This is a genomic window from Aurantibacillus circumpalustris, assembly GCF_029625215.1.
In the GTDB taxonomy this organism is placed as follows: domain Bacteria; phylum Bacteroidota; class Bacteroidia; order B-17B0; family Aurantibacillaceae; genus Aurantibacillus; species Aurantibacillus circumpalustris.
In genome coordinates, this window is record NZ_CP121197.1 from 1,133,189 (window position 1) to 1,157,496 (window position 24,308).

A 24,308-nucleotide genomic window follows, 5' to 3' on the forward strand; every position below is an offset into this window, starting at 1 on the left:
TTATTTTGCCTTTCTTATGTATCTTAAATAAAACCAATTTGTTCTATTATTATATAGGTATACTTAAAAAGCTTTCTTTACCAAAAGCTGTGAATTTTATGAAGCTCTTTATCGGCTTTCATTATTCACGCCTTATTAATAAGCCGAAACAATTTGGATTACCAGTTTTTGTGAGCATTGAGCCTACAACGAGTTGTAATTTGAGATGTCCGCAATGTCCGAGTGGTTTGAGAGAATTTACGCGGCCAACGGGTATGTTGCAGAATCAGTTGTTTGAGAAAATTATTTTGCAAATGAAAACGCATCTTCATAGTCTGACTTTTTACTTTCAGGGAGAACCTTATTTAAATCCTGATTTTTTAAAAATGGTTTCTTTTGCCAATGTGAATAACATTTACACAATTACAAGCACAAATGCGCATTATCTTACTGAAGAAAATGCAAAGCAGACAATAGCCAGCAAATTGGATAAGTTAATTATTTCGGTGGATGGTATCACTCAAGAGGTATATGAACAATACCGTATTGGAGGAAAATTAGACAAGGTGTTGGATGGAACGAAAGAAATTTTAAAGCAAAAAAGGGAACTGAAAAGTAAAACACCTCATGTTGTTTGGCAGTTTGTTGTTTTTAAACCTAACCAAGAACAAATTGAAGCGGTAAAAAAGTTAGGGAAAGAAATTGGTGTGGATGAAGTAAAAATTAAAACGGCTCAAATTTATGATTTTGAAAACGGACATGATCTTATTCCCGAAATTGAAAATTATTCACGCTATAAAAAAAATAAAGCTGGAAATTTCGAAATCAAGAACAAGTTATTAAATCAGTGTTGGCGCATGTGGCAAGGGTGTGTGATAACTTGGGATGGTAAAATTGTTCCGTGTTGTTTTGATAAGGACGCGAAATATAAATTGGGAAATCTTGAAGCAGAGTCATTCGAAAAAATATGGTATTCAGAACCTTATACTAATTTTAGAAGTTCGGTTTTGAAAAGCCGCAATCAAATTGATATTTGTACAAATTGCACTGAGGGAACAAAGGTTTGGTCTTAGTGCTTTTTTTAACCACCAAGAACACAAAGTGCTGCACAAAGCACACAAAGGTTTTTGATTTTTCGTTGTGTTTCTGCGTGTCTTTATTTGATCCTTCGCGTTTTTTGTTCCTTTAACCACGGTGCGCACAAAGTTTTACACCGAGAGCAATCGCAGTTGCAAGACATAGGGTTGCTTTATCGATCAGAATATTAAATCTTAAAAGAAATCTGTAAAGAAGACACCTATTTTACTGGTAGAAGTATGGATGTGGATATTGTGTAAATATTTATCTTCTGATGCCAATCTAGAAATTATTAACCGGAAGGGTAACTGGCAAAGTTTGACTGTGAAAGAATGATGTATTTTTATTAGAATGTAATTACTCTGGTAAAATAGAAGTGCCTGGTTTTGTATTTTTAAAACTGGCGCTTGTGACTTTGTTTTCGTGCGGTTTTTCGAAACGAAATATTTCAGTATTGACCAATCGCTGCAGCTCTATTTCAATCAGTGTAGTGGCATTGGGTCGTAATGCTTTTTCTAAAAGTTCTTTGGTGGCGTTTAATTGGCAAGGCAGATAACGGATAAAACCTTCATCGGGACGTGGTTTGATAATTATACCTAAACTGCTTATGCCGGGAAGCTCTTTGCGCACTTCTTCTCCGTTTTGCATAACAGCAGGCGCACCCATTATTACATCGTAATTAAAAAAATAACTAATGGTGCATTGGTTTACTTTATTAAACTGTCTATCGGCAAAAAAGCCAGAAGGTAAATTATTTGGATCGTTCTTTGGTCCGGTAAGCAAGAGATCAAAATTAGTGAGTGCGTGCCCTTCATTGTCTTTAATGCGAAAAATAATCATGCTATAACGGTCGTGAAAAAAAAGCGTATTTTTCAAAACCTTTTTTCCTACTTCGACTAAGGAATTTTCTTGAACATTTTTTGTTTCTTGTAAAAACTGATTGCAGCAATTTAAATAGCTCTGTTTATTATTTACGCTAATACAGTCAAAAATAGTTTTTATGATTTCTGCATTATCGTTTGTGATTTCTTTTTTTACACTTCGCATTATTCCCATGTCGTCACCTGAATGTGATTTTTTTGTGAGCACGCGCATGGCTGTTATAGGCGCTTGATTAAATTCAGAAATCTCGAGCGTGTTGGCGCTTAGTTTACCTTTTATAAATTGTGGAACTTCTTGTTTTAGTTTGATATGCGCATTGTTGAGATTTGCCGAAGCTACACGCACCACGCCATCAGATCCCAGTTCTCCAGTATAAGAATTAATATGATCGTATAATTTACGGTCGATGTCTTGACCTGTAATCACAAATGGAAAAATTCCTTTTTCAGAAATATGCTGGTTGCCATTTGTAATCCAGTTGGTATTGAGTTGCCAAGCTTCGGTACTTCCTAGTTCGAGCCAATCGAGAATTTTTTGTCCTGGCTCTACCCCGTCAAACCATGATTTCACGCGACTTAAACGTGTTTTCCCTAATTGTGCCAAAGCAGAACCGTGATTAGCAGGCGCTAGCATAACGAGGTGTGACATTGGGCAAGTAGCAGATTGATTTTGATAGAAAAAGTTCCACCAGTTTCGAACGACCGGGCCACCAGTTGAATGGGTAATACAAATAAAACGGGTACCAGCTGGAATTTGTTCTTCTACGGCCATTTGCATGGCACGCGACACGTCGTTGAGTCGGACCTCATCGTTAAAACTAATGTAACGCCCCAGAAAAAGATTTTCAATTTTTGCCTCGTAACCTTTAGCAATAGCTTCGCTGTGCAAACGCAACGGTAATTCTCCGTAAGTATCTAAATTGGTAACGCTATAGCCGTGTACAAAGACAATAAGAAGAGGAGTCATAAGAGCTGTAGTTTTGACGAATTTACTAAAATTAAAGAAGGGGTTCAATTTCCAACAAATTCGTGAGTGTAAAAGTTACCCTAAACATTGTAATACCGATTCCAAAAACAATATGGTCCAATTTGCAGCAGGCTTAGTTAACCATTTGTTTTTAGGATCGGCATCTACCAAATGCTACGCACTATCTACCCACCCAAATATAATTTAACTTTTGGGTTAAATTATATTTGGATTTGGTATAAGTTTGATTGTTGAACGTTTTCTTTACTTCTTCGTTTCAATTTTTAACAAAACAAACTTTAAAAGCATAATTTTTTTATAAATAACGCAGTACATTAGAAGATAAAAATGATTTTTATTTGTTAACGAACGTTAATATATATCAAATGTAAGGCGTTTGTATATCAAAAACGCTAAAAATGATATATAAATAATGTATATTTGATATATAAATCAAAGTACTTGCCGAAATTAAACGCAAATATTCATTTAATAATTGATTATTTGAAGGCTCATCCTGATGCTTCTTCAAAAGAGATCTATGATCAAACATCTGTGGGACTGTCGAGTTACGTTACTTTGCAGCGTTTATTGACCGATCTTGTAAAGAAAAATTTTATCGTTATAAAGGGATCTGGCAAAGGAACAAAATACTCGGTAAGCGCTGCTTATCAGGTTATTCATGAGATAAATCTTGAGGATTATTTTAAGAAGGAAATTGATGAACGACTTATTAGAAAGGAATACAATCACGACTTAATTAAACAAAGTCTTAACAAAATAAATCTTTTCACGCCACTGGAACTTGCGAGTCTTAACAGTTTGCAGCAGCTTTATGAACACAAAACAGCCGCACTCACAGATAGGGAATATAAAACAGAGTTAGAAAGATTAGCAATTGATTTAAGCTGGAAGTCGTCGCAGATTGAAGGGAACACTTATTCATTACTTGAAACCGAACGTCTTTTAAAAGATAAAGAAACAGCTGCTGGAAAAACAAAAGATGAGGCAGTAATGTTATTAAACCATAAGGAGGCAATTGATTTTATTGTGGAGGCTGAAGATTATGTAAAGCCACTCCTATTGCCGGCCATTGAGGACATACACAGTATTTTGGTAAAAGAATTAGGAGTGGAACGAAACATAAGAAGACGTACTGTTGGAATTTCAGGCACAAATTATAAACCACTTGATAATGAATTTCAAATTAAGGAAGCGATGGAAGAGGTGTGCGCCCTGGTTAATCTTAAAGAGAATGCTTTTGAAAAAGCCTTGTTGGTTTTATTACTGATATCTTATATACAACCATTTAATGATGGGAATAAAAGAACGGCCAGAATTATTAGCAACGCAATTTTAATGGTAAATGGTTGTTGCCCTATTTCATTTAGAACGGTAGATTCTTTGGAGTATAAAAAAGCCATGTTATTATTTTATGAGCAAAATAATGTAAGTGCGTTTAAGAAAATTTTTATTGATCAATTTGAATTTGCCTGCAACACTTATTTTTAGAATCGACAATGCAATTCGAGAAATTACATCATAACCTTATAGGAATTGTATGTTTTTATCTTATTGAATTTAAATCGCTTTTTTGCAACAAATACATTGGTACCCCAACCAAGTAAAAATACTGTGTTGCTTGCACCAGCTATAACGGCGGCTCCCTGGCTTATGCTTGAATTATAAGAAAACACGGATACAGCGGCACTTGCAACAAATACGGCATAAGACACTATTACCGTAGTAAGACTAATTCTAGCTATGGGCTGGCGTTTAGACTTGATTTTGGTAATTCGGTTTAGCGGAATTTTTTGCCAATAACTCTTATTTATAAACGAAGACCGTTCATTTGATGGAACAAGAGTCTCGCTACAACCTTTCTCAGACATGTCACAGAGACGTACCAGTATGGTATCGTTTAAGAATCTTAAACTATCTGTAAACACATGCGATAAACTATCTTCTCCATTTAATTTTGTGACATACATAAGCATGTGTGTATCAAAAGCATTCATGTTAAAGGCTTTTTTGCCTTTTAAAATAATTGGTTCGTTAGGGGAGGTGCTATCGAGTTTGTATTTTTGAGCAAGTAACTGATGATTAAAGCCAGTAGTAAAAATGCTTAGTAAAAGAAATTTAATTATGGAAGTATTCAACGGAGAATATAAATTAATGGTTAGCACTTGTAGTTTAACAAGGGCTAAAAGTAGGTAATTTTTTTATTAAGTTAACTTAAAAAGAAGGAGAGCCATTAATCTAATTTTATTTATTCCTTAATAGCGTAATAAAACCGGTATACTTTTTGTTGCTTTCCGGAAAGGTTAAGATGTAATAATATGTGGCATCTGGCAAAATTTCACCTCCCATATTTTTTCCGTCCCACTCGTTGTTATAAGCTTCTTTTGAAAATACCAGTTGGTTCCACTGATCCAGTATAACCACTTTATTGTTTTTGTAAGCTTGAATGTTTTTTGCTGTAGGCCAGATCAGCAGAAAAACTTAGCCATTTTGTAATTTTTTGTTTAGTCCCTATCCCAAGAATCTGATTTTCTTGTGGTGTTACACTTAAAGCTGTATCAAAAGCAAGTGACTTTACATTATCTTTTAGTTTAAGAAAAATAAATTCACCGTAGTGATCATCGTTTCCTAGTTTTATTTTTCCGCCACCGCCAAAACGTTCGTATGCAGGAACACTTACAGCAATACCGTCAACTCCTCCTTGTGGAATTGCTTTTACAAAACGCCCGTATAAAGCTGTTCCACTGACAAGAGATTTTTCTGGCTTTATTTCAACCCCGCCGCCTAAGAACATGGCGCCCGAAAGTGTGTATTCTGAGAATTCTAAAGAACGATAACCAGCATGCATGGTGAGCCATTTATAGCGAGGCGAGATGCCAAATTGATTAAAAGCCTGACTGTATTTATCAATACCACCTGTAGTGTAATTTTTATCTTGTTGCGTTATTACTGCTGTAAGCGGCATGGAGACTTTATTAAATAGAGTAACGTTTATGTTGGCGTTAAAGGACCAATAAAACGGATCTCGACGAGGCGCAATTCCATCGGCATTGTATAGTGTAGCATTCGCGCCAATTGAACCGGTTAGAGAAACAGGATCCTCCTTAAAAATATTTTTTGTGTCTTTTAATGTCTGTTCAACATCCTGTGCAAGACCTTTATTTAATATCATACAGAGTAAAATGGGTATGAAGAATTTGTAATTCAACAAGCTAAAAGTAACTGAAAAACACTGTGTTTATTGGGATAAACGGTTTTTTGGATGTTAATTAAGACCGAAATAAATTCAGGTACAATGAGGCGGCTGAATTAAACGATGAAATTTGAAAAATTCTTCAGCTCTAAATTGGAAGGCGAAAATTTTTTTGTTTTTCTGAAATGAAGCACATTCAGCACTCTGAATGTCTTAATTAATACGGCTTTTGAGACTATAGTATTCTGGATCTGAAAAACTCTATTATTTATAAATTTCATATGTGAACGGATATGCCTATAAACAAACAGTTGTGAGGATAACTTAACAGCAGGTTATCTGACACCCAAGGTCTTTTGTTCTTTATTAGAGATTATGAAATCACTATTCTAACTAATAAACCTGTTTGGTTTATTGTAAATCATCGAAATTTTTACAGCCTTATGTATTGAGTTATGCAGGAAGTATACGGCAACGAAATGGAGTTGGTGCGTTTACCTTTCCCTGAAACAGGAGAAGGAGAAAGGAAAATGCATACAGCAAGCACTACTACCTTAGCTCAAAAAGAAAATGAAATGAACCTTGAAGTAAGTCATTTGAAAGTTTATCCAAATCCTACCGACAATAGTTTTAATTTGTTATACAGCAGTGAGAATGATAAAGAGACTTTTTACAGTGTAAGAGACATTCTTGGCAAAGAAATGGCATCGGGTACATTGCGGCCAAATGTAGTTGCCGAAATAAATTCTTCGGTGTTTAAAAATGGAATTTATTTCATAACTTTAATACAGAACAATAAATTGGTTGAAAAAAAGAAACTCATTATTATGAAGTAATAAATCAAATAAGAAAGCGTTTTAACAAAAACGCTTTCTTATTCTAAAATTTAAAAGCATTAAAAAATCTATACATATTTTCATTGCTCTGCTGTTCTTTATAGGAAGCTTCTATTCTTACGCACAAGGAGGATTCAAAAAAAAATACTACTTGCAAAACAGCTTGGTAAGTGTTTGCCGCAACGTGATAGAAGCGCCAAACGGCAATTTTATCATGATAGGTTTAACTTATGATAGTTTAAACTATTTTAATTACCTCAGTATTGTTGGAACAGACCCTCAGGGAAACATGCTTTGGCGCAAAGATTACGGTAATGCCAATTTTGAGTATCTGGATAATATACTTGCAGCGCGAGGTGCTGTTTGTACTGATAATAACGCCTTTTATCATGCTGTGTGTGTGCGAGAAGGGAGTCAATATGTTAGTGCCTTGCTTAAGTTTAATTATTCTGGCGATACACTTTGGCAAAAAATATACAGAGAACCATCGTGGGATTTGTATGTTCAAGGGATATCTAAAAGTGTTGATGGAGGGTTTTTAATGACAGGTTTTTTTCAAAACTCGGTAAGTAGTCAATGCCTGCTCATTAAAACAGATATAAACGGCAATGAACTCTGGCGAAAAAAAATATCAAAGGCTGTGCCTAATGTTATGGACGGGAACTCCATTGTGCAGGATAGTAGCAGTAAAAAAATAATTATTGTTGGGTATCAGTACATTGGCAATGCAAGTTCCTGGTCCACGTATAGTAATGTATTAATTTTGGATAGCCTTGGTAATACTATTTTACAAACTACCTTTAATAACGCGGGGGGGGGGGGGGGGTTCCTGAGCTTGTGCAGCTTAGAGACAAGAATTTTCTGACTTGTGGGTCGTGGGTAATTTCTTATTCTGGTAATCAACCTAGAAATAAAGGATTACTTGTAAAATTTGATATTAGCGGGAATATTATCTGGAGTAAAAAGTATGATCCCGTTTCCTTTTATAATGGCATAGGATATTTATATGAGCTTCCCGATGGAGATATTATGATGACTGGTAAAGCAGATACAAACTATTATAATGTTAAGCCACAGATTTTAAGGACTGACAAAAACGGGAACGTCAAATGGCAAAAACATACAGGACATTTCGAAAACGAAGTCGAAGGCTTCTATAGTATGCACCCTACCGCTGATAAAGGATTTGTTTTTGCTTCAGCAGTTCCGTTGATGTCTTCATTAAAACCTTATGGTATCATAAAAATAGATAGCACTGGTTGCGATACAGTGGAGCAGTGGTGTAAAAGCATTGCTTTGGGTATAGGTAATTTTACAAAGTTAAGTGGGTTTAATGTGGAGTTGTTTCCAAACCCTGCAAGTGGTTTTGTAAATTTAAAAGTTGATGCGCCGCAAAGTGAAGGGTTTGTAATCAAGTTAAATGATGTCAGTGGCAGGCTGCTTGTGGAGCTTGCTTTAGAGACAAATAATACTTTGGAAATTAATACGAGTGGGTATAAGGCCGGGGTTTATTTTGTAAGTATTTTTTACGAGGGCAGGATGGTGGAGATGAAGAGGTTGGTGGTTGTGAGGTGATACCTTAGTGCGTCACTGCGAGGAATAAGAATGATTGCGTGAACCCGAAGCAGTCTTTGCCAGATGATACCTTGCAGAGATTCCTTCGGGTTTGTTCTTTACACTGGTTTGCCTCGGAATGACGATTCTCCTTAAAACCGTCACTGCCAGTTGCTTCAAGACCTCGTCACTGCGAGGAAGACGCATGGTAACAATGAACCCGAAGTAGTCTCTGCCAGATGATACCTTGCAGAGATTCCTTCGGTTTTTTTCTTTACACTGGTTTGCCTCGGAATGACGATTCTCCTTAAAACCGTCACTGCCAGTTGCTTCAAGACCTCGTCACTGCGAGGAAGACGCATGGTAACAATGAACCCGAAGCAGTCTCTGCGAGTTGATACCTTGCAGAGATTCCTTCGGGTTTGTTCTTTACACGCGGTTGCCTCGGAATGACGGTGCTAAGTGAACCCCTCACTACGAGGTAAGAAGCAGTCTCTGCCAGATGATAACTTGCAGAGATTCCTTCGGGTTTTTTCTTTACACTGGTTTGCCTCGGAATGACGGGGTTGGTAATACCTTGCAGAGATTCCTTCGGGTTTGTTCTTTACACGCGGTTGCCTCGGAATGACGTTGTTACATGAAATCGTCACTGCGAGTAATGAAGATGATTGCAATGAAACCGAAGCAGTCTCTGCGGGATGATACCTTGCAGAGATTCCTTCGGGTTTGTTCTTTACGCGCGGTTGCCTCGGAAAGACGGGGTTGGTAATACCTTGCAGAGATTCCTTCGGGTTTGTTCTTTACACGCGGTTGCCTCGGAATGACGGGGTTGAGTAATACCTTGCAGAGATTCCTTCGGGTTTGTTCTTTACACGCGGTTGCCTCGGAATGACGGGGTTGGGTAATACCTTGCAGAGATTCCTTCGGGTTTGTTCTTTACACGCGGTTGCCTCGGAATGACGGGGTTGAGTAATACCTTGCAGAGATTCCTTCGGGTTTGTTCTTTACACGCGGTTGCCTCGGAATGACGGGGTTGGGTAATACCTTGCAGAGATTCCTTCGGGTTTGTTCTTTACACGCGGTTGCCTCGGAATGATGTTGTTACATGAAACCGTCACTGCGAGTAATGAAGATGATTGCAATGAAACCGAAGCAGTCTCTGCCTAGTGTTACATGCAGTAGGTCTCTAAATCAAAAATTATTCTCAGATGAAATTCACTTCCAATACTTTATATTTGTTTTAACTAATGAAAAAAGGTGGTGCTATTTATATAATGACAAATTCATTAAATACTACTTTGTATGTGGGTGTTACATCAAATTTAGTAAAGAGAATTAAAGAGCATAAAAATCACTTGCACCCAGATTCTTTTACTGCACGATACAATTTACATAAGTTGGTTTATTATGAAGTGTTTCACAACATTGTGGACGCAATTAATAGAGAAAAACAATTAAAAGCAGGTTCTAGAAGAAAGAAAATTGATCTTATAAATTCAATAAACCCTCGCTGGAATGATCTTTATGCTGAAATTTCAGATAATTAGTTAAGATTCCTTCGGGTTTGTTCTTTACACGCGGTTGCCTCGGAATGACGGTGCTAAGTGAACCCCTCACTACGAGGTAAGAAGCAGTCTCTGCGAGTTGACACCTTGCAGAGATTCCTTCGGTTTTTTTCTTTACACTGGTTTGCCTCGGAATGACGGGGTTGGTAATACCTTGCAGAGATTCCTTCGGGTTTGTTCTTTACACGCGGTTGCCTCGGAATGACGTTGTTACATGAAACCGTCACTGCGAGTAATACGGATGATTGCAATGAAACCGAAGCAGTCTCTGCGAGTTGATACCTTGCAGAGATTCCTTCGGGTTTGTTCTTTACACGCGGTTGCCTCGGAATGACGGGGTTGAGTAATACCTTGCAGAGATTCCTTCGGTTTTTTTCTTTACACTGGTTTGCCTCGGAATGACGGGGTTGGTAATACCTTGCAGAGATTCCTTCGGGTTTGTTCTTTACACGCGGTTGCCTCGGAATGACGTTGTTACATGAAACCGTCACTGTGAGTAATACGGATGATTGCAATGAAACCGAAGCAGTCTCTGCGGGATGATACCTTGCAGAGATTCCTTCGGGTTTGTTCTTTACACGCGGTTGCCTCGGAATGACGGGGTTGAGTAATACCTTGCAGAGATTCCTTCGGTTTTTTTCTTTACACTGGTTTGCCTCGGAATGGCGGGCAAAGCACATAGGAATGGTGGTGCGCAAAAGAATTAAAAAACTTTTTTAGGTTTAATTCATTGGTATAATTCGTGTACCATTTTGTAAAGTCGATTAAATCCTGCACTTTCGGTATATGGAATTAAAAAGGGTATTCGACATTCTGGATAGGCTTAAAACCTACGCACCAAAAAAGGATATTTTAAATGTAAAGGAAGCCAAAGCTGGAGAGAAGTCAGGAAAACAATGGGTAAGTTATAGCTTAAACGATTTTATTGACAATTCTAATTATGTTAGCGCCGGCTTATTGCATTTGGGTTTAAGGCCAAGCGACACTGTGGCAATTATGGCCGGTAATTGTCCGCAATGGAATTTTGTGGACTTTGGTTCTCAACAGGTTTCTATGCCAACGGCGCCAATTTTCCCAACAATCAGTAATAGCGATCTTACTTTTATATTAAATCACAGCGAAGCAAAAATTCTTTTTATTTCAGAGAAATCTATTTGGTTAAAACTGGCTGCTATTGAAAAGGATTTAAAATTTTTAAAATTTGTTTTTTCTTTTAATAAGATTGAAGGCGTAAAACACTTTTCTGAATTTATAGCTCTGGGTAAAGAACATTTTAATGAAGAAAAAATAACCAAATTAAAAAATAATGTAAAGGAAGATGACTTAATGACACTTCTCTATACATCAGGAACAACAGGTCAACCAAAGGGAGTGATGATTTCTCATAAAAACATGATGGCGAATGTTTATGTATGCGAGCACATGGCACCTTTTACTAATAAATGGAAGGCTCTGAGTTTTTTACCACTCAATCATGTTTATGAGCGGTTTTTGGTGACTCTTTATTTATATCATGGTGTAAGTATTTATTATGCCGAGAGTATTGAAACAATCGGAGATAATTGTAGGGAGATTCATCCGCAAATTTTTGTAGCTGTTCCGCGCGTGCTCGAGCGTGTATTAGATAGAATTACATCGACCGGAGAAAAATTGACAGGCTCTAAAAAGAAAATTTTTGATTGGAGTATGCGAATCGCTGAGCGTTTTGAATTTCACGGCGCAAATGGGTCTTGGTATGCTTTACAAAGAAAAATTGCAGATGAACTCGTTTATAAAAAGTGGCGTGCTGCCGTTGGGGGAGAAGTAATTGCCGTAGTGAGTGGCGGAGCAGCCTTAAATCCAAGGCTGGAGCGAATTTTTTATTGCGCTGGTTTAAATTTATTACAAGGTTATGGTTTAACCGAAACTTGCGTTGTTTTATCAGTGAACCGTTTTGATGAAGATAATCGCATGTTTGGAACCGTTGGTATACCAGTTGAAAACTCTGAAGTTAAAATTGCCGAAGAGGATGGAGAAATTTTAATGAAGGGGCCGAGTCTAATGATGGGTTACTACAAAAACCCTGAAGCCACGGCAGAAGTGATTGATAAAGACGGTTGGTTTCATACCGGAGATATTGGAAAACTTATTGAAGGAAGATTTCTAAAGATAACAGATAGAAAAAAAGAAATTTTTAAAAACAGCGGGGGTAAATATATTTCGCCAGTCTTAATCGAAAATAGATTAAAAGAATGCCGTTACATTGAGCAGTGTATGGTAATTGGCGAAAATCAGAAATTTGTATCTGCTCTAATTATTCCTTCGTTTGTCAACTTTAAAGAAAACGCAGAGCATCACGGAATTGAATGGAAAGGCAATGCAGAAATGATTCAAAGTGAAGAATTAAAAAAGATAATTGCAGATCATGTGAAGAAAATAAATGGAACGTTGGCGGGTTTCGAACAGGTAAAACGTTACCAATTAATAAATGCTGTTTGGGGTGTTGAAAGTGGGGAAATAACTCCGAAGCTCAGTTTACGAAGAAAAACGATTCAAGAAAAAAATCAAGCCTTAATTTCTAAAATATTCGGGCAAGAAGAGTAAATTGAGTTTTATCTGCTCAGTGGTGGGTATTCGAACAGGAACCACAAAGAACACAGAGAAGACACAAAGAAACACGAAGAAAATTCAAAACACTTTGTGAGCTTTGTGCAACACTTTGTGACCTTCGTGGGTAAATAAAACAGGAACCACAAAGAACACAGAGAAGACACAAAGAAACACAAAGAAAATTCAAAACACTTTGTGAGCTTTGTGTAACACTTTGTGACCTTCGTGGGTAAATAAAATAGGAACCACAAAGAACACAGAGAAGACACAAAGAAACACGAAGAAAATTCAAAACACTTTGTGACCTTCGTGGTTAAATAAAACAGGAACCACAAAGAACACAGAGAAGACACAAAGAAACACGAAGTTGAATGACGTCTCTGCGATACTCTGTGTCATACTCCCCGCAACTCTGTGGTTAAATAAAACAGGAACCACATAGAACACAGAGAAGACACAAAGAAACACAAAGAAAATTCAAAACACTTTGTGAGCTTTGTGCAACACTTTGTGACCTTCGTGGTTAAATAAAACAGGAACCACAAAGAACACAGAGAAGACACAACATATTCACTCCTAACTCTTTCCTCATTTTATATCATCAATTTAGCTTAAATGTATACGTCAGATTCTATTTTAATAAGAGAAAGGACCAAATAGATTCGAAGCTTATTAGTTATTTGACAATTAATTTAATAGAATGATTTTCTGTTCTAACTATATAAATTCCTTTAGGTAAGCCACTAATTATTTTAGAATAATGATTAGTTTCTATAAGATTCAATTCTTCGATGATTTGACCACAATCATTTATTACATTGACCTTAGTTGAAGTTTTAGCCTTTATGGTAAACGATTCGCTAGCAGGGTTAGGAAAAACTTCGATGGCGTTTTCGAGATTCATATTTTGATCTAAAATACCCAGGCATGGTTTCACCACAACTGTTCTAATAGCAGTTGCCCAACACTGATTAGTGGAGTCTTGTGCGTTTACTGTATAAACTGTTGTGACTGAAGGAAATACCTGAATAGCAGAAACTGTAGCGCCCGTGCTCCAAGAAAACGTAGTGTGCGCGGATCCAAATGCATTCAGTACAACTATTTGGCCTGAGCAAATAGTAACACTGGGTTGTGCTGTAGTGGCAATTGGTGCTGCAGATTGCACTGTAAAATTCGCAAAAGCAGAGTTGGAGCATCCCAAAGAATTTGTTACTGTAACGGAATAAGTCATGTTATTTGAGGTTGGTGAAATCGCAATTGTAGGCGTATTTGCACCAGTACTCCATGTGTATGAAATTACACCATTATTGTTTGCGGTGAGGATACTAGATTGACCTAAACAAAGAATGGAATTTGTAGGTATAATTGATACGATAGGAATTATAGGAGGTTGTACAGTAATTGTTTTAATATCAGTAGCAGTGCAACCATTCGCATCGGTCACCGTTACAGAATAAACAGCATTAGAATTCAAAGAAGGAGTAGTTAAGGAAGAAGTTGTGACTAGAGTATTCCACAGATAAGAAACAGCACCGCTTGCATTAGCTGTTAATGTAAAAGAATTTCCTACACAACCAATTTGTGATGTACTTGAAATGCTTACCGTTGGTAAACTAGTTACAAAATTTACAGTAATTATTTGCGTACTACTTATTGTTCCTGAATTTGCCACAAGCGTATAAGTGCCTGGCACATTAGTTATAATAACAGAGTTGGTAAAACCTGATACAGATGATGTAGAAGGACCTTGCCATGAATAATTATTAAAACAGGGTAGGCCAACAAGTGTGGCTGATGGCGCGCAAGAAGTGAACGATAAACTACTTTGAACTAGCCCATTTACGGATATACCTCCCGTTGAGGAACATTCTGAATCGAAGTAACAATAACCCTGATGAGCAGCGCCTGTGCAGTTTGCGGCTAAAACTTCAACCGTGACACAAGAACCAATGTATTGACTCAAATTCACGCCTTCAACAACCCAATTTGGGGTAAATCGAATTGCTGAAGAGGTTATTCCACCAACCCATGGCCAGGATGATTTTAACCCACAGCTAAATGAGTTTGTAACGCAAGTTTCATCTTCTGGCACTACGGTATGACTGATGGAGCTAATTAAATTATTTGAGCAATCAAAAAAACGAATCATCAAAACAGGATCGCTGCAGCAGCCATGTGTGGCTGCATAGAAGACCCCTTTATACGCATACTTGTAAAACCAATTCGTCATAGTGACATTAAAGGTCTGTGCAATTTTGGTTATTTTAGTCGTGCTTTGATTATTTTTGTTTAGTTGAATGACATTGCTTCCTCCAAATGGAGAATTTGGCACATGATTGCAGTTTGCATCTGTATATGGTGTTGCAACAACAATGGCATTGTTATTTACAGTTGGGGTTGTAAAACTTAAATTTTGACCACATAAAACGGTGTTCATCGTGTTGTTCATAGCTTCGGTCACCGTCCATCCACTAGAACTTAAAGGAAGCGGACCAGTGGCTACCGACTCGAAATCTTCATTTAAACAGGGCAAATTCGCTACTTGATTTGTTGAGTATTTTTTGGAATTTACTTGCGTAGAAGGGTTTACTGCTAATTGATATTTGTTAATTAAAAAGTCTCTTTCTGAATAGTGTAAATATACTTTGGCTTCGTTTCCAAAAAAATTTTTGAGATGGGCTTCGCGCATTGCTTTTGAAAAATCAAAACCAGAAAGTGAATCGTATAAAGTGTTTTGAGAATTGCCTTTGAAAAAAGACAATCCTAATAAAATAGATATAAAGAGCCTCATGTTTTTTTGCAATAGATCATATTAAAGATATGAAAAAATTACAAATAGAGACTTTTACTTATTTATTTAATCACCCCCAACTCTTTACCCACTTTGGTAAAGGCTGCAATTGCTTTATCTAAATGATCTTTTTCGTGTGCGGCGCTTAATTGAACGCGAATACGGGCTTTATCTTTTGGAACAACCGGAAAGAAAAATCCGATCACGTAAATCCCTTCGTCTAATAATTTAGCAGCAAAAGTTTGGGCCAATTTTGCGTCGTATAACATTACCGGTACAATGGCACTGTCGCCATCTTTAATTTCAAGTCCAGAAGCTTTAATACCAGCTTTAAAATAATTTACATTCCACTCTAATTTATCACGTAAGGTGGTTGTTTCTGTTAACAGATCAAACACGGCAATACTCGCACCAACAATACTTGGCGCAAGAGAGTTACTGAATAAATACGGACGAGAACGTTGACGTAAAATATCTACAATTTCTTTTCTTGCACTGGTAAAACCACCCATGGCGCCGCCCAAGGCTTTTCCAAGAGTTCCGGTTATAATATCAACGCGACCAATTACGTTTTTTGCTTCTATGGTACCGCGACCAGTTTTTCCGATAAAGCCGCTGGCATGACATTCATCCACCATCACCAATGCATTGTATTTATCAGCAAGATCACAAATTTTATCAAGCGGCGCGACAAATCCATCCATGCTAAATACACCATCGGTAACAATAATGCGGTTACGTTGTGCTTGCGATTTTTTTAATTGTTCTTCCAAATCAGCCATGTCGCAATTTTTGTAACGGTAACGTTGGGCTTTACACAAACGAACTCCGTCAATGATGCTTGCATGATTTAATTCGTCGCTGATAATAGCATCGTTCTCATCAAACAAAGGCTCAAACACGCCGCCATTGGCGTCAAAAGCGGCTGCATATAAAATGGTATCTTCTGTACCTAAAAAGCTTGAAATTTTTTGTTCGAGTGTTTTATGGATGTCCTGAGTTCCGCAAATAAAGCGCACGCTGCTCATTCCAAAACCATGAGTATCTAAGGCCTTTTTAGCACCTTCAATCACTTTTGGGTGACTTGAAAGTCCTAAATAATTATTAGCACAAAAAATAATAACGTCTTTACCATTCACTTTTACCACAGCATCCATTGGAGTGGTGATAATTCTTTCGCGTTTATACAAACCATTAGACTCTATTTCGGCTAATGTTGTTTGCAGTTGTTGTTTTAATTGACCGTACATAATTCAATATTTTCGGTAAAGATAAATTCTATTTAACAATATTGGTAATTTAAACCCGTGATATTAAAAATCCTTTGTCGAAAAGTTTCAAAATCGCTGATATTAAGGGTCGAAAGCATTCTTTACCTTCACTTTGCATGAAAATTTACTTCAAAATCACCTTAATACTTTTTGTTATTAGTATGGTGAAACTAGGGCATGGCAGAGATGCCGTTGTTAAACACATTTTTCCAACACTGATTCCAGAAACTACAAGCTTCGGTGCTATTTCAGATGGTAAGAAAGTTATTGTAAGTTGGAACAAGGCTAATGAGCGCACTTTCGATTATTATACGATTGAACGTTCTCAAGATGGTATTAATTTTGTTACAGCCATGGTAGTAAAGGGTGCGGAAAAAATTGGCAGCCTAATTGATTATACGGATATAGATTACACGCCATTTTCCGGCATTTCTTACTACCGTTTAAAACAAACTGATTTCTCAGGCGAATCTTATTTTTCGGAAACAGTTATTGTGAATTATGAGGTAAACAAAGATGGATCTCTAGTTCCGTGTACTAATAAAATCCCAGATGAAGAGGAATTAAAAGAGGTCGAAAATAAACAAATTCTTGTTATACTGCGAAATGGAAAAGGGGAGGAGTTGATTTCTAAAATCCATATTGCAAGCGACTCTAAAAATATTTTTGTTAAGGATAGCAATAATTCTTTAACTAAGGGAACCTACGTGGTTGTTGCCTCTTCATACAATCGTTTGTGTAGCCAAAGCATTCAAGTTAAATAACATTTTTTTCTTTTTGTTTGTTGGCATTTTATCTGTGCTTTAGATCAGGAATAGATATTGATTAGAATTTCAATTTTTTTCAAGAGTATACCTCCGTAAAATCATCATCAAATAGATAATTATTTTGTAATATATTTGCGGCACTATGAGCAAGTATATTATTTCAGGTATTCAGCAAGTTGGCGTTGGTGTTAGTAATGTTCACGAAGGATTTAAATGGTATAACAACCATTTTGGAATGGATATTCCCATTTTTGAAGAAGCGGCAGAAGCCAACCTCATGTTGCCTTATACTGGAGGTAAGCCGCACAAACGCCATGCTATTTTAGCTATTAATATTAAAGGCGGAGGTGGATTCGAAATTTGGCAATACACCAGTAGAACACCACAACCTCCTGCATTTACGCCTCAAGTTGGAGATCTTGGTATTTTCTGCGCTAAAATAAAAACCGATAACATTAGTGCTACCTACGATTTTTTGAAATCTAAAAATGTAAAACTACTTGGCGGTATTTCAGTGAATCCTATCGGCAAAAAACATTTTTTTCTGGAAGATCCTTTCGGTAATTTATTCGAGATTGTTGAGGACACTGTTTGGTTTTCAAGAGGCTTAAAACATACTGGGGGACCCGTTGGCGTAATTTTTGGTGTCAGCAATATTGAAGCTTCCATAAAATTTTACGATACAATTTTAGGTTACGATACCGTTATTTATAAAGGAGAAGAAAGTTACAGTGATCTAGGTGTTTTACCAGGCGGCAATGTAAAAGTAAAACGCGCCATTTTAACGCATAGTCAGGAACGTAAAGGCCCTTTTGCTCCTTTATTTGGCAACAGTTATATCGAGTTAATTGAAGCGGTGAATTATAGTCCGCGTAAAATTTTTGAAAACCGTTTCTGGGGCGATCTTGGTTTTATTCACTTATGTTTTGATATTAAAAACATGGCTGCTCTAAAAAAGAAATGCGAGGAAAATGGACATCCTTTCACCATCGATGGTGGTGCTGGTTTTGAAATGGGTGAAGCTTCAGGACATTTCACTTACATTGAAGATCCGGATGGTGCTTTGATTGAATTTGTAGAAACGAAAAAAATTCCAATCATAAAAAAAATGGGTTGGTATTTAGATCTCAGAAAACGTAGACCTGAGCGCGCTTTGCCACGCTGGATGTTAAGAGCTTTACGATTTAATAGAAAGAAAGTATAGAGTTTTTGAATGACGTTTTAGGAAATGGTTTTCTACAAAGAAAATTTCAATAAAACACATTCGCGTTACTAAATACATTTAAAAAAACTTTTGGTTTTCGGACCTTCTGATTTTCTTGATACAAATAAGGTTGCTCGTTTTCATCTAACATTAGTATGTGACAATTATTTGATCTGTTCCATTTTTTAGGTAAAAAAGGCATGTCATGAATTACTTTGTTCTGTACAAAGTTTCTAATTTGTTCAGCATCTATTCCTGCATTTGCTTGAAGGTTTTGTGAGTAGCCAATATTATACTTTATTTGCGCACTTATTAATCCGTGTGATGAATTGGTGTAAACTCCCCCAACGGTATCCATATAACACCCGGATCGGACTTGCTTCTGTAAAATATGATGTTTGTTTCCCATGCTTCCCGTCCACATTGTACAATTGATTGCTGCCTGAAACTCATCTTCTTGCTGGTATTGTATTAAAATTGCAGCAGTCCGAAAACGATCTAAAGTCGGACGCGCTAAAATATCATTTTCACTTATTATAGAAATTCTATTAAACTGAAAAGCGACAATGCCGGTTTGTTGTTTTGTTTTTCGTCTGTTAAACCAAGCGTTGTAAGAGTATGCTACTGAATTTAAATAACTAGTTTGATTTGAAACAGAAGAAAGAAATGGATTAAAGAACGTGTATTGCTTTGCCCCGTAACCAAACAGAAGCCCTTGTGAAAGTACCAGTTCGGGGTAACTTAATTTTGGACCAAGATTTTTGGCGTTGAAATAAACACGCACTTCAGAGTTTGCCTGAAAGAAATCATTGACATAAAAAAAATGAAGGTTTAGGCCGAGTCTTTGAAAATGCGTCCCAAAGGCTAAATTGAGAGAAATATTAAATCCAAGATTACCTTCTGAAACCAGTAGATCTTGCGCTATAGATTTAGAGGATAGTAAAACTAGTACAAAAAATAATTTAATCTGTATTTTCTTTTTCGTAAACACCTAGTTTTTGTAGAATGAGTTGTGGAGTTAAATTTAAACCATTTATCAGTATATGCGCTTGCTCATAAAACTTTTTTCTTTCTGTAAGAATTTCTTCTATGTTATTTATTAGTTCTTCAGACGAAAGATTTTTTAAAAGAGGCCTTGTAAATTTTGATTCTTTGATTCGTTCTGCAAGCACGTTAACAGGTAGGTCAATATAAAGAAGTGTCCCTTGTTTCTTTATAAGTTCTAAATTATCATTAAAACAAACTGTGCCGCCACCCAATGAAATGACATGTGGATCTTTTAGTTTAAGAATTTCCTGCAAGCGTTTCGTTTCAATTTCTCTGAATTTTGCTTCGCCTTCTTCTTCAAAAATAGTGGGAATATCGCGGCCTTCTTTTTTTTCTATAAATTCATCCAGGTCGATAAACCGAGTCTTTAAAAGTGTTGCTAAGGCTTTGCCAGCGGTTGTTTTTCCGCTCCCCATAAAGCCTGTAAGGAATATAGATTTTTTTAGTTTCATGTTTTTTTAATCGCCTGCAAAGTACGCAAAGTTTCGCAAGCAAATTAAATTCTCACTGTTTCAGTGCTTTGTTTAACCACAGTAACAAGAGTAAAAAGTTGCCCGGAGTTTTTCTAAATACTCTCCGTGCCTCTGTTTCTCAGTGTTGAAAGGTGCCGTTATTTAACCACAGAGTATAAGCAAAAAGGTATTTAATAAACTCCGCTGAACTTTGTGGTTATTTATCTGTGCTTTGCAAGGATTAAAGGAGTATCCCGAAGATCTCCTAAAGAAAATTAATTCAACGTGTTAATCTTGAAATTGATATTGAATAAATAATTTGCGTCGATGGTTTTAAAGGTACAGTCGCAGTTGTCGGCTTTTAAAGCAAGCTCAATCAATCCTTTTCCTGATTGTGGATTTTTTTCAGCACCTAAAAAAGCTTTTGATTTTAATACCTGTAACTCTTCTTTGCTTTGGGATTTTAAAAAATCTAACTGCTCACTAATGGATTCTTTTTGTAATGAATTCACCACGTTAATAGTGTCAATTGTATAATCGTCCTGTTGTTTGGAAACTACTAAAAGGGATTTATAACGCACTTGTTCGTTGTCTTCGTAAAAATTATGTTTAATTACATTGTCAACACATTCGTTAATAGCGTTGTTTACTCTGCTGATGATATGAGGGTTTTCATTATTACCTTCTAGTTTACTTTTGGTAATATGCAACACTTCAACTAGTACTTTATCATCAATAAAGCCATAATAACTAAAGATAACGTTGTTATTGTGAAGATTTTCAATTAGAGTTCCCATGAGTTAAATTTTAAAAATTAATATTCTGGTACTAAGGAACAACTTGCTGTTTTTAGCAAATTTTGGTCTAATAAAGGTAATTATTTTATTGATAAAGCAAATTCTTTTGCGAAATATGTTAAAATAACGGAAGCGCCAGCTCGTTTCATACTTAATAAAATTTCGTCACGCACACGGCCACCATCTATCCAACCCTTTGCTGCAGCGGCTTTAACCATGGCATATTCACCACTAACATTGTAAGCTGCAATAGGAATATTAAAGTTATCGTTCAATAGTTTAATCACATCCAAATAGCTTAAAGCGGGCTTTACCATTAAAAAATCGGCCCCTTCGTTAAAATCCAAATCAGCCTCCAGTAAAGCTTCTTTGCTGTTTGCAGGATTCATTTGGTACGTTTTTTTATCGCCAAATTTTGGAGCACTGTCTAACGCGTCTCGAAACGGACCGTAAAAGGCACTTGCGTATTTAGCGGTATAACTCATAATAGAAACGTTTGTAAAACCGTTATCATCTAAAGCTTCACGAATATAGCCAACGCGCCCATCCATCATATCACTTGGCCCAATTATATCTGCGCCGGCTTCTGCCTGCGCCAGAGCCATCTTTGCAAGAATTTCAAGTGTTTCGTCATTTAAGATCTCGTCATTTTTCACATAACCATCGTGTCCATCACTGCTGTATGGATCCATGGCAACATCGGTCATAATAACCGCTTCCGGAAAATACTTTTTAATGTCGCGTAATGTGGAAAGATATAAGCCTTTTTTATTAAGTGATTCTGTTGCTTTTTTATCTTTTAATTTTTCTGATAAACCTGGAAAAATATCGAAAGTAGTAATACCCAATTTTAGGCACGATTCAATTTCCTTTAGCAGTAAATCAGGGCTCCTTCGCAAAATACCAGGCATAGAAGCCACTTCTGATTTTTTATTTTTCCCGTCAATTAAAAACAATGGGTATATAAGATCGTTAACTGTTACCGAGTTCTCTTGCACTAAATTTCGTATTGCGGCACTTTTTCTGTTTCTGCGGGGACGATGTGGAATGTTCATTATAAATTTTTTGTAAAGTTAAGGCTTATTTTAGTTGCTCGTAATAATAAAAGTTTCGGTTAATTTGTTCTCGTAATTCCGGATGAAAAATTTGAATAAGATCACTTAAAATTCTGTTGGGATAAATCATGCCTGTCTCCCAATAATTACTGTAGCCAAAACTGTTAGTGACCTTAGTGTTGTTATAAAGATTTCCGGTTTTGTAGGCTTTAAATTCCTCGTAACGACTTTCAAACCCTAATAGTTCTTTTTTGGTTTTTAAGGTAGAAAGGTTAATCCAAAAATCGGCATCACGCGCGCGTGCAAAAACTTGCTCGAAGCTTAAAGGTAAACTGCCTGCTCTATCATTATTTTTCCAGAGGTAATCAGCAGCTGCATCGTTTAATAATTGCGCTATGTAACTTTTTCCTCCAGGCATATACCATGAATCGCTGTATTTTATTTCATTAAATACCGTTGGCCTTTCATGCGTTTTATTGGCGATGGATTGTAATTCAAAATAGTTTTTTTCTACGGCACTAAAAATGGAATCTGCTTCAGCATCCTTTCCCACAAATGCCGCGAAAAATTTAATCCACTCCGCGCGCGCCAAAGGGCTTTCTTCTAAATGATCGATGCTTATTGCAACAGGAATACCTGTTTGTTCCAGCTTTTTATCTCTATCCTTTTCACCTTCACCCATTCCGAAAGTAAAAATGATTTCAGGGTTTAATACAATGGTTTGCTCCAGATCAATTTGAGGAGTTCTTGCCAACTCTTTTAATTTTCCCTGATTAAATTTTTGAATAATATAAGCATTGTTTACATAATCTATGTTGTCTATCGCAACAAGATTTTCGCCGGCATCTAACTCACAAAACATGGTCGCGTAAATACTGCTAAGTGCGGCTATTCTTTTGCTTGGACTTTTAATTAATATTTCCTTTCGTGAAAATAAATTCGGGTCAATTGTATTGGTATAGATTACAAAAGTGCTGGTGGTATCGTAGTTTTGTCTATTGCCAAATAAATACACGAAGCAGTAATTATTTTCTTTGCGAATTGCAAAACGTTTTGCGTATTTGATGTTGCTATTATTTTTGACTTGAACGGTTTCATTTTCTTTTACATTGCTAGAGTTCTTGCAGCCGAAAAGTGCCAGAAAAATGATCAGAAAAAAGAAACCTCGTTTAAACTTCATAAAATTGAATTTCAAAAATACTCCCATTGGGTATGTTATCTTTTATTTTGATGGTCGCCTTGTGTTTGTTTAAAATATAGTTTACAATGTATAATCCCAAACCGGTACCCTTGGTGCTTCTTGTTTCCTCATTTCCGGCTCTAAAGAATTTAGTAAATACTTTTGTTTTATCTGAGTCTGATATGCCGCAACCATTATCACTGACTTTTATAAAAGGCATGCCGTTTTTATTTTCTAACTCAAGCAAAACTTCTTTTTTGGGAAAAGAATATTTAAGTGCGTTATCAATCAAATTAGTAATAACCGACGGAAAAGAATTGCTGTCAATTTCATGGAATACCTCAGGCGTAATGTTGAAGCTTAATTCCCCTTTATTTATTTCATTTTTATAATAACGTTTCAAAATTGCATCTATAAGAATACTTAGGTTTTGTTTTTCAAATTTTGCAATAAATTCATCGGCTTCAAGGCGACTCGCAAATAACACATTATCAATAAGCATGTTTAAGCGTTCTGTTTCTAACAAGGCATTTGCAATGAGCTCTTGTTGAACGTTCTCATTTAATTTTTGTTTTTGAAGTGTTTGTAATTGTAATTTTGTAGCGGCTATAGGCGTCTTGAGTTCGTGAGTAATGCTTAGAAAAAAGTTTTTTTGTTGATTGTTTAAAAAGAGTTCCTTGTCATAAGCTACTTTTATCCGGTAAACACCAAATAGTAGCAGTAGCAGAAATACTGTTCCTTCACTCACAATCATTACCGTTTGCATTTTCTTTTTGTGATGTAGAATAGCAATATCTTCTTTTAATTGAACTTCGTTAGTCGACATAAGTTCCACCAACTTTTGTTTTTCGCCAATAATTTTATCGTTTTGTTTCACCAATAAAACCTCCCACCACAAGAACTGAAGTAAGATGTATCCAAAAAGGATGCTTAGAATAAGTATGGATCGCGATTTAGATTTCATTTTACTGCAAATTCAACACAGAGGAACTGAGGCACAGAAGCACTGAGCGCGTTAGCTTGTTTCTTTTTAGCTTGCTTCTAATTTCCAAAATTTATTTTATTCTTCTACTAATTTAAGC

21 protein-coding genes are annotated in these 24,308 nt (G+C 36.4%); 9 read left to right on the top strand and 12 right to left on the bottom strand.

Translation table 11 applies throughout. The features are described 5' to 3' along the window. Nucleotides 1-98 precede the first annotated feature (98 nt). Nucleotides 99-1,052, top strand: a complete 954-nt coding sequence (locus tag P2086_RS04760) for a radical SAM/SPASM domain-containing protein (protein WP_317899292.1) — start codon at nucleotides 99-101, stop codon at nucleotides 1,050-1,052. 361 nt (nucleotides 1,053-1,413) lie between these two features. Here P2086_RS04760 and P2086_RS04765 read toward each other — a convergent pair whose 3' ends face one another. After that, nucleotides 1,414-2,904, bottom strand: a complete 1,491-nt coding sequence (locus P2086_RS04765; protein ID WP_317899293.1) for an esterase/lipase family protein — start codon at nucleotides 2,902-2,904, stop codon at nucleotides 1,414-1,416. Between the two features lie 462 nt (nucleotides 2,905-3,366). Between P2086_RS04765 and P2086_RS04770 the strand changes: the two genes are divergently transcribed. Next, nucleotides 3,367-4,416, top strand: coding sequence for a Fic family protein (locus P2086_RS04770; RefSeq protein ID WP_317899294.1), 1,050 nt, complete (start codon nucleotides 3,367-3,369; stop codon nucleotides 4,414-4,416). Between the two features lie 23 nt (nucleotides 4,417-4,439). On the opposite strand, the gene P2086_RS04775 is transcribed toward P2086_RS04770, so the two are convergent. The 3 genes from P2086_RS04775 to P2086_RS04785 form a co-directional block, all read right to left on the bottom strand. Next, the gene (locus P2086_RS04775) at nucleotides 4,440-5,090 is read right to left on the bottom strand and encodes a hypothetical protein (RefSeq protein WP_317899295.1); all 651 of its coding nucleotides are present in this window, start codon (nucleotides 5,088-5,090) and stop codon (nucleotides 4,440-4,442) included. 79 nt (nucleotides 5,091-5,169) lie between these two features. Beyond that, entirely contained in the window at nucleotides 5,170-5,349 is a 180-nt protein-coding gene (locus P2086_RS04780) for a T9SS type B sorting domain-containing protein (protein ID WP_317899296.1), read from the bottom strand. 1 nt (nucleotide 5,350) lies between these two features. Beyond that, the gene (locus tag P2086_RS04785) at nucleotides 5,351-6,097 is read right to left on the bottom strand and encodes a hypothetical protein (RefSeq protein WP_317899297.1); all 747 of its coding nucleotides are present in this window, start codon (nucleotides 6,095-6,097) and stop codon (nucleotides 5,351-5,353) included. 476 nt (nucleotides 6,098-6,573) lie between these two features. On the opposite strand from P2086_RS04785, the gene P2086_RS04790 reads away from it, so the two are divergent. The 5 genes from P2086_RS04790 (at nucleotide 6,574) to P2086_RS04810 (ending at nucleotide 12,656) form a co-directional block, all read left to right on the top strand. After that, on the top strand, nucleotides 6,574-6,954 hold the full coding sequence (locus tag P2086_RS04790; RefSeq protein WP_317899298.1) for a T9SS type A sorting domain-containing protein: 381 nt from the start codon (nucleotides 6,574-6,576) through the stop codon (nucleotides 6,952-6,954). 151 nt (nucleotides 6,955-7,105) lie between these two features. After that, nucleotides 7,106-7,819: a hypothetical protein gene (locus P2086_RS04795; RefSeq protein ID WP_317899299.1), complete on the top strand. Its 714-nt coding sequence runs from the start codon at nucleotides 7,106-7,108 to the stop codon at nucleotides 7,817-7,819. After that, the gene (locus P2086_RS04800; RefSeq protein ID WP_317899300.1) at nucleotides 7,792-8,529 is read left to right on the top strand and encodes a T9SS type A sorting domain-containing protein; all 738 of its coding nucleotides are present in this window, start codon (nucleotides 7,792-7,794) and stop codon (nucleotides 8,527-8,529) included. Before P2086_RS04795 ends, P2086_RS04800 begins: the two co-directional genes overlap by 28 nt. A 1,226-nt stretch (nucleotides 8,530-9,755) precedes the next feature. Continuing rightward, the gene (locus P2086_RS04805) at nucleotides 9,756-10,055 is read left to right on the top strand and encodes a GIY-YIG nuclease family protein (protein WP_317899301.1); all 300 of its coding nucleotides are present in this window, start codon (nucleotides 9,756-9,758) and stop codon (nucleotides 10,053-10,055) included. Nucleotides 10,056-10,859: 804 nt separating this feature from the next. Then, nucleotides 10,860-12,656, top strand: a complete 1,797-nt coding sequence (locus tag P2086_RS04810) for an AMP-dependent synthetase/ligase (RefSeq protein ID WP_317899302.1) — start codon at nucleotides 10,860-10,862, stop codon at nucleotides 12,654-12,656. Nucleotides 12,657-13,338: 682 nt separating this feature from the next. Here P2086_RS04810 and P2086_RS04815 read toward each other — a convergent pair. Then, nucleotides 13,339-15,453 (bottom strand): T9SS type A sorting domain-containing protein, encoded by a 2,115-nt coding sequence (locus P2086_RS04815; protein WP_317899303.1) that lies wholly within the window; start codon nucleotides 15,451-15,453, stop codon nucleotides 13,339-13,341. 62 nt (nucleotides 15,454-15,515) lie between these two features. Continuing rightward, the gene (kbl, locus tag P2086_RS04820; RefSeq protein ID WP_317899304.1) at nucleotides 15,516-16,703 is read right to left on the bottom strand and encodes a glycine C-acetyltransferase; all 1,188 of its coding nucleotides are present in this window, start codon (nucleotides 16,701-16,703) and stop codon (nucleotides 15,516-15,518) included. A gap of 137 nt (nucleotides 16,704-16,840) precedes the next feature. Here kbl and P2086_RS04825 point away from each other — a divergent pair, with 137 nt between their 5' ends. Beyond that, entirely contained in the window at nucleotides 16,841-17,488 is a 648-nt protein-coding gene (locus P2086_RS04825; protein ID WP_317899305.1) for a hypothetical protein, read from the top strand. 145 nt (nucleotides 17,489-17,633) lie between these two features. After that, a complete protein-coding gene (locus P2086_RS04830; RefSeq protein WP_317899306.1) occupies nucleotides 17,634-18,695 on the top strand; it encodes a VOC family protein in 1,062 nt (353 codons plus the stop codon). 46 nt (nucleotides 18,696-18,741) lie between these two features. On the opposite strand, the gene P2086_RS04835 is transcribed toward P2086_RS04830, so the two are convergent. The 6 genes from P2086_RS04835 to P2086_RS04860 form a co-directional block, all read right to left on the bottom strand. After that, entirely contained in the window at nucleotides 18,742-19,686 is a 945-nt protein-coding gene (locus tag P2086_RS04835; RefSeq protein ID WP_317899307.1) for a polymorphic toxin type 23 domain-containing protein, read from the bottom strand. Further along, nucleotides 19,658-20,194, bottom strand: a complete 537-nt coding sequence (locus tag P2086_RS04840) for a shikimate kinase (RefSeq protein WP_317899308.1) — start codon at nucleotides 20,192-20,194, stop codon at nucleotides 19,658-19,660. The genes P2086_RS04835 and P2086_RS04840 overlap by 29 nt, the downstream gene beginning before the upstream one ends. Nucleotides 20,195-20,469: 275 nt before the next feature. After that, nucleotides 20,470-20,991 carry a DUF6272 family protein gene (locus P2086_RS04845; protein ID WP_317899309.1) on the bottom strand — a complete coding sequence of 174 codons (522 nt, stop codon included), beginning with the start codon at nucleotides 20,989-20,991 and terminating at the stop codon, nucleotides 20,470-20,472. Between the two features lie 80 nt (nucleotides 20,992-21,071). Then, nucleotides 21,072-22,046 carry a porphobilinogen synthase gene (hemB, locus tag P2086_RS04850; RefSeq protein ID WP_317899310.1) on the bottom strand — a complete coding sequence of 325 codons (975 nt, stop codon included), beginning with the start codon at nucleotides 22,044-22,046 and terminating at the stop codon, nucleotides 21,072-21,074. A gap of 25 nt (nucleotides 22,047-22,071) precedes the next feature. Continuing rightward, entirely contained in the window at nucleotides 22,072-23,226 is a 1,155-nt protein-coding gene (locus tag P2086_RS04855) for an ABC transporter substrate-binding protein (protein WP_317899311.1), read from the bottom strand. After that, the gene (locus tag P2086_RS04860) at nucleotides 23,216-24,190 is read right to left on the bottom strand and encodes a sensor histidine kinase (RefSeq protein ID WP_317899312.1); all 975 of its coding nucleotides are present in this window, start codon (nucleotides 24,188-24,190) and stop codon (nucleotides 23,216-23,218) included. The genes P2086_RS04855 and P2086_RS04860 overlap by 11 nt, the downstream gene beginning before the upstream one ends. Between the last annotated feature and the right edge of the window lie 118 nt (nucleotides 24,191-24,308).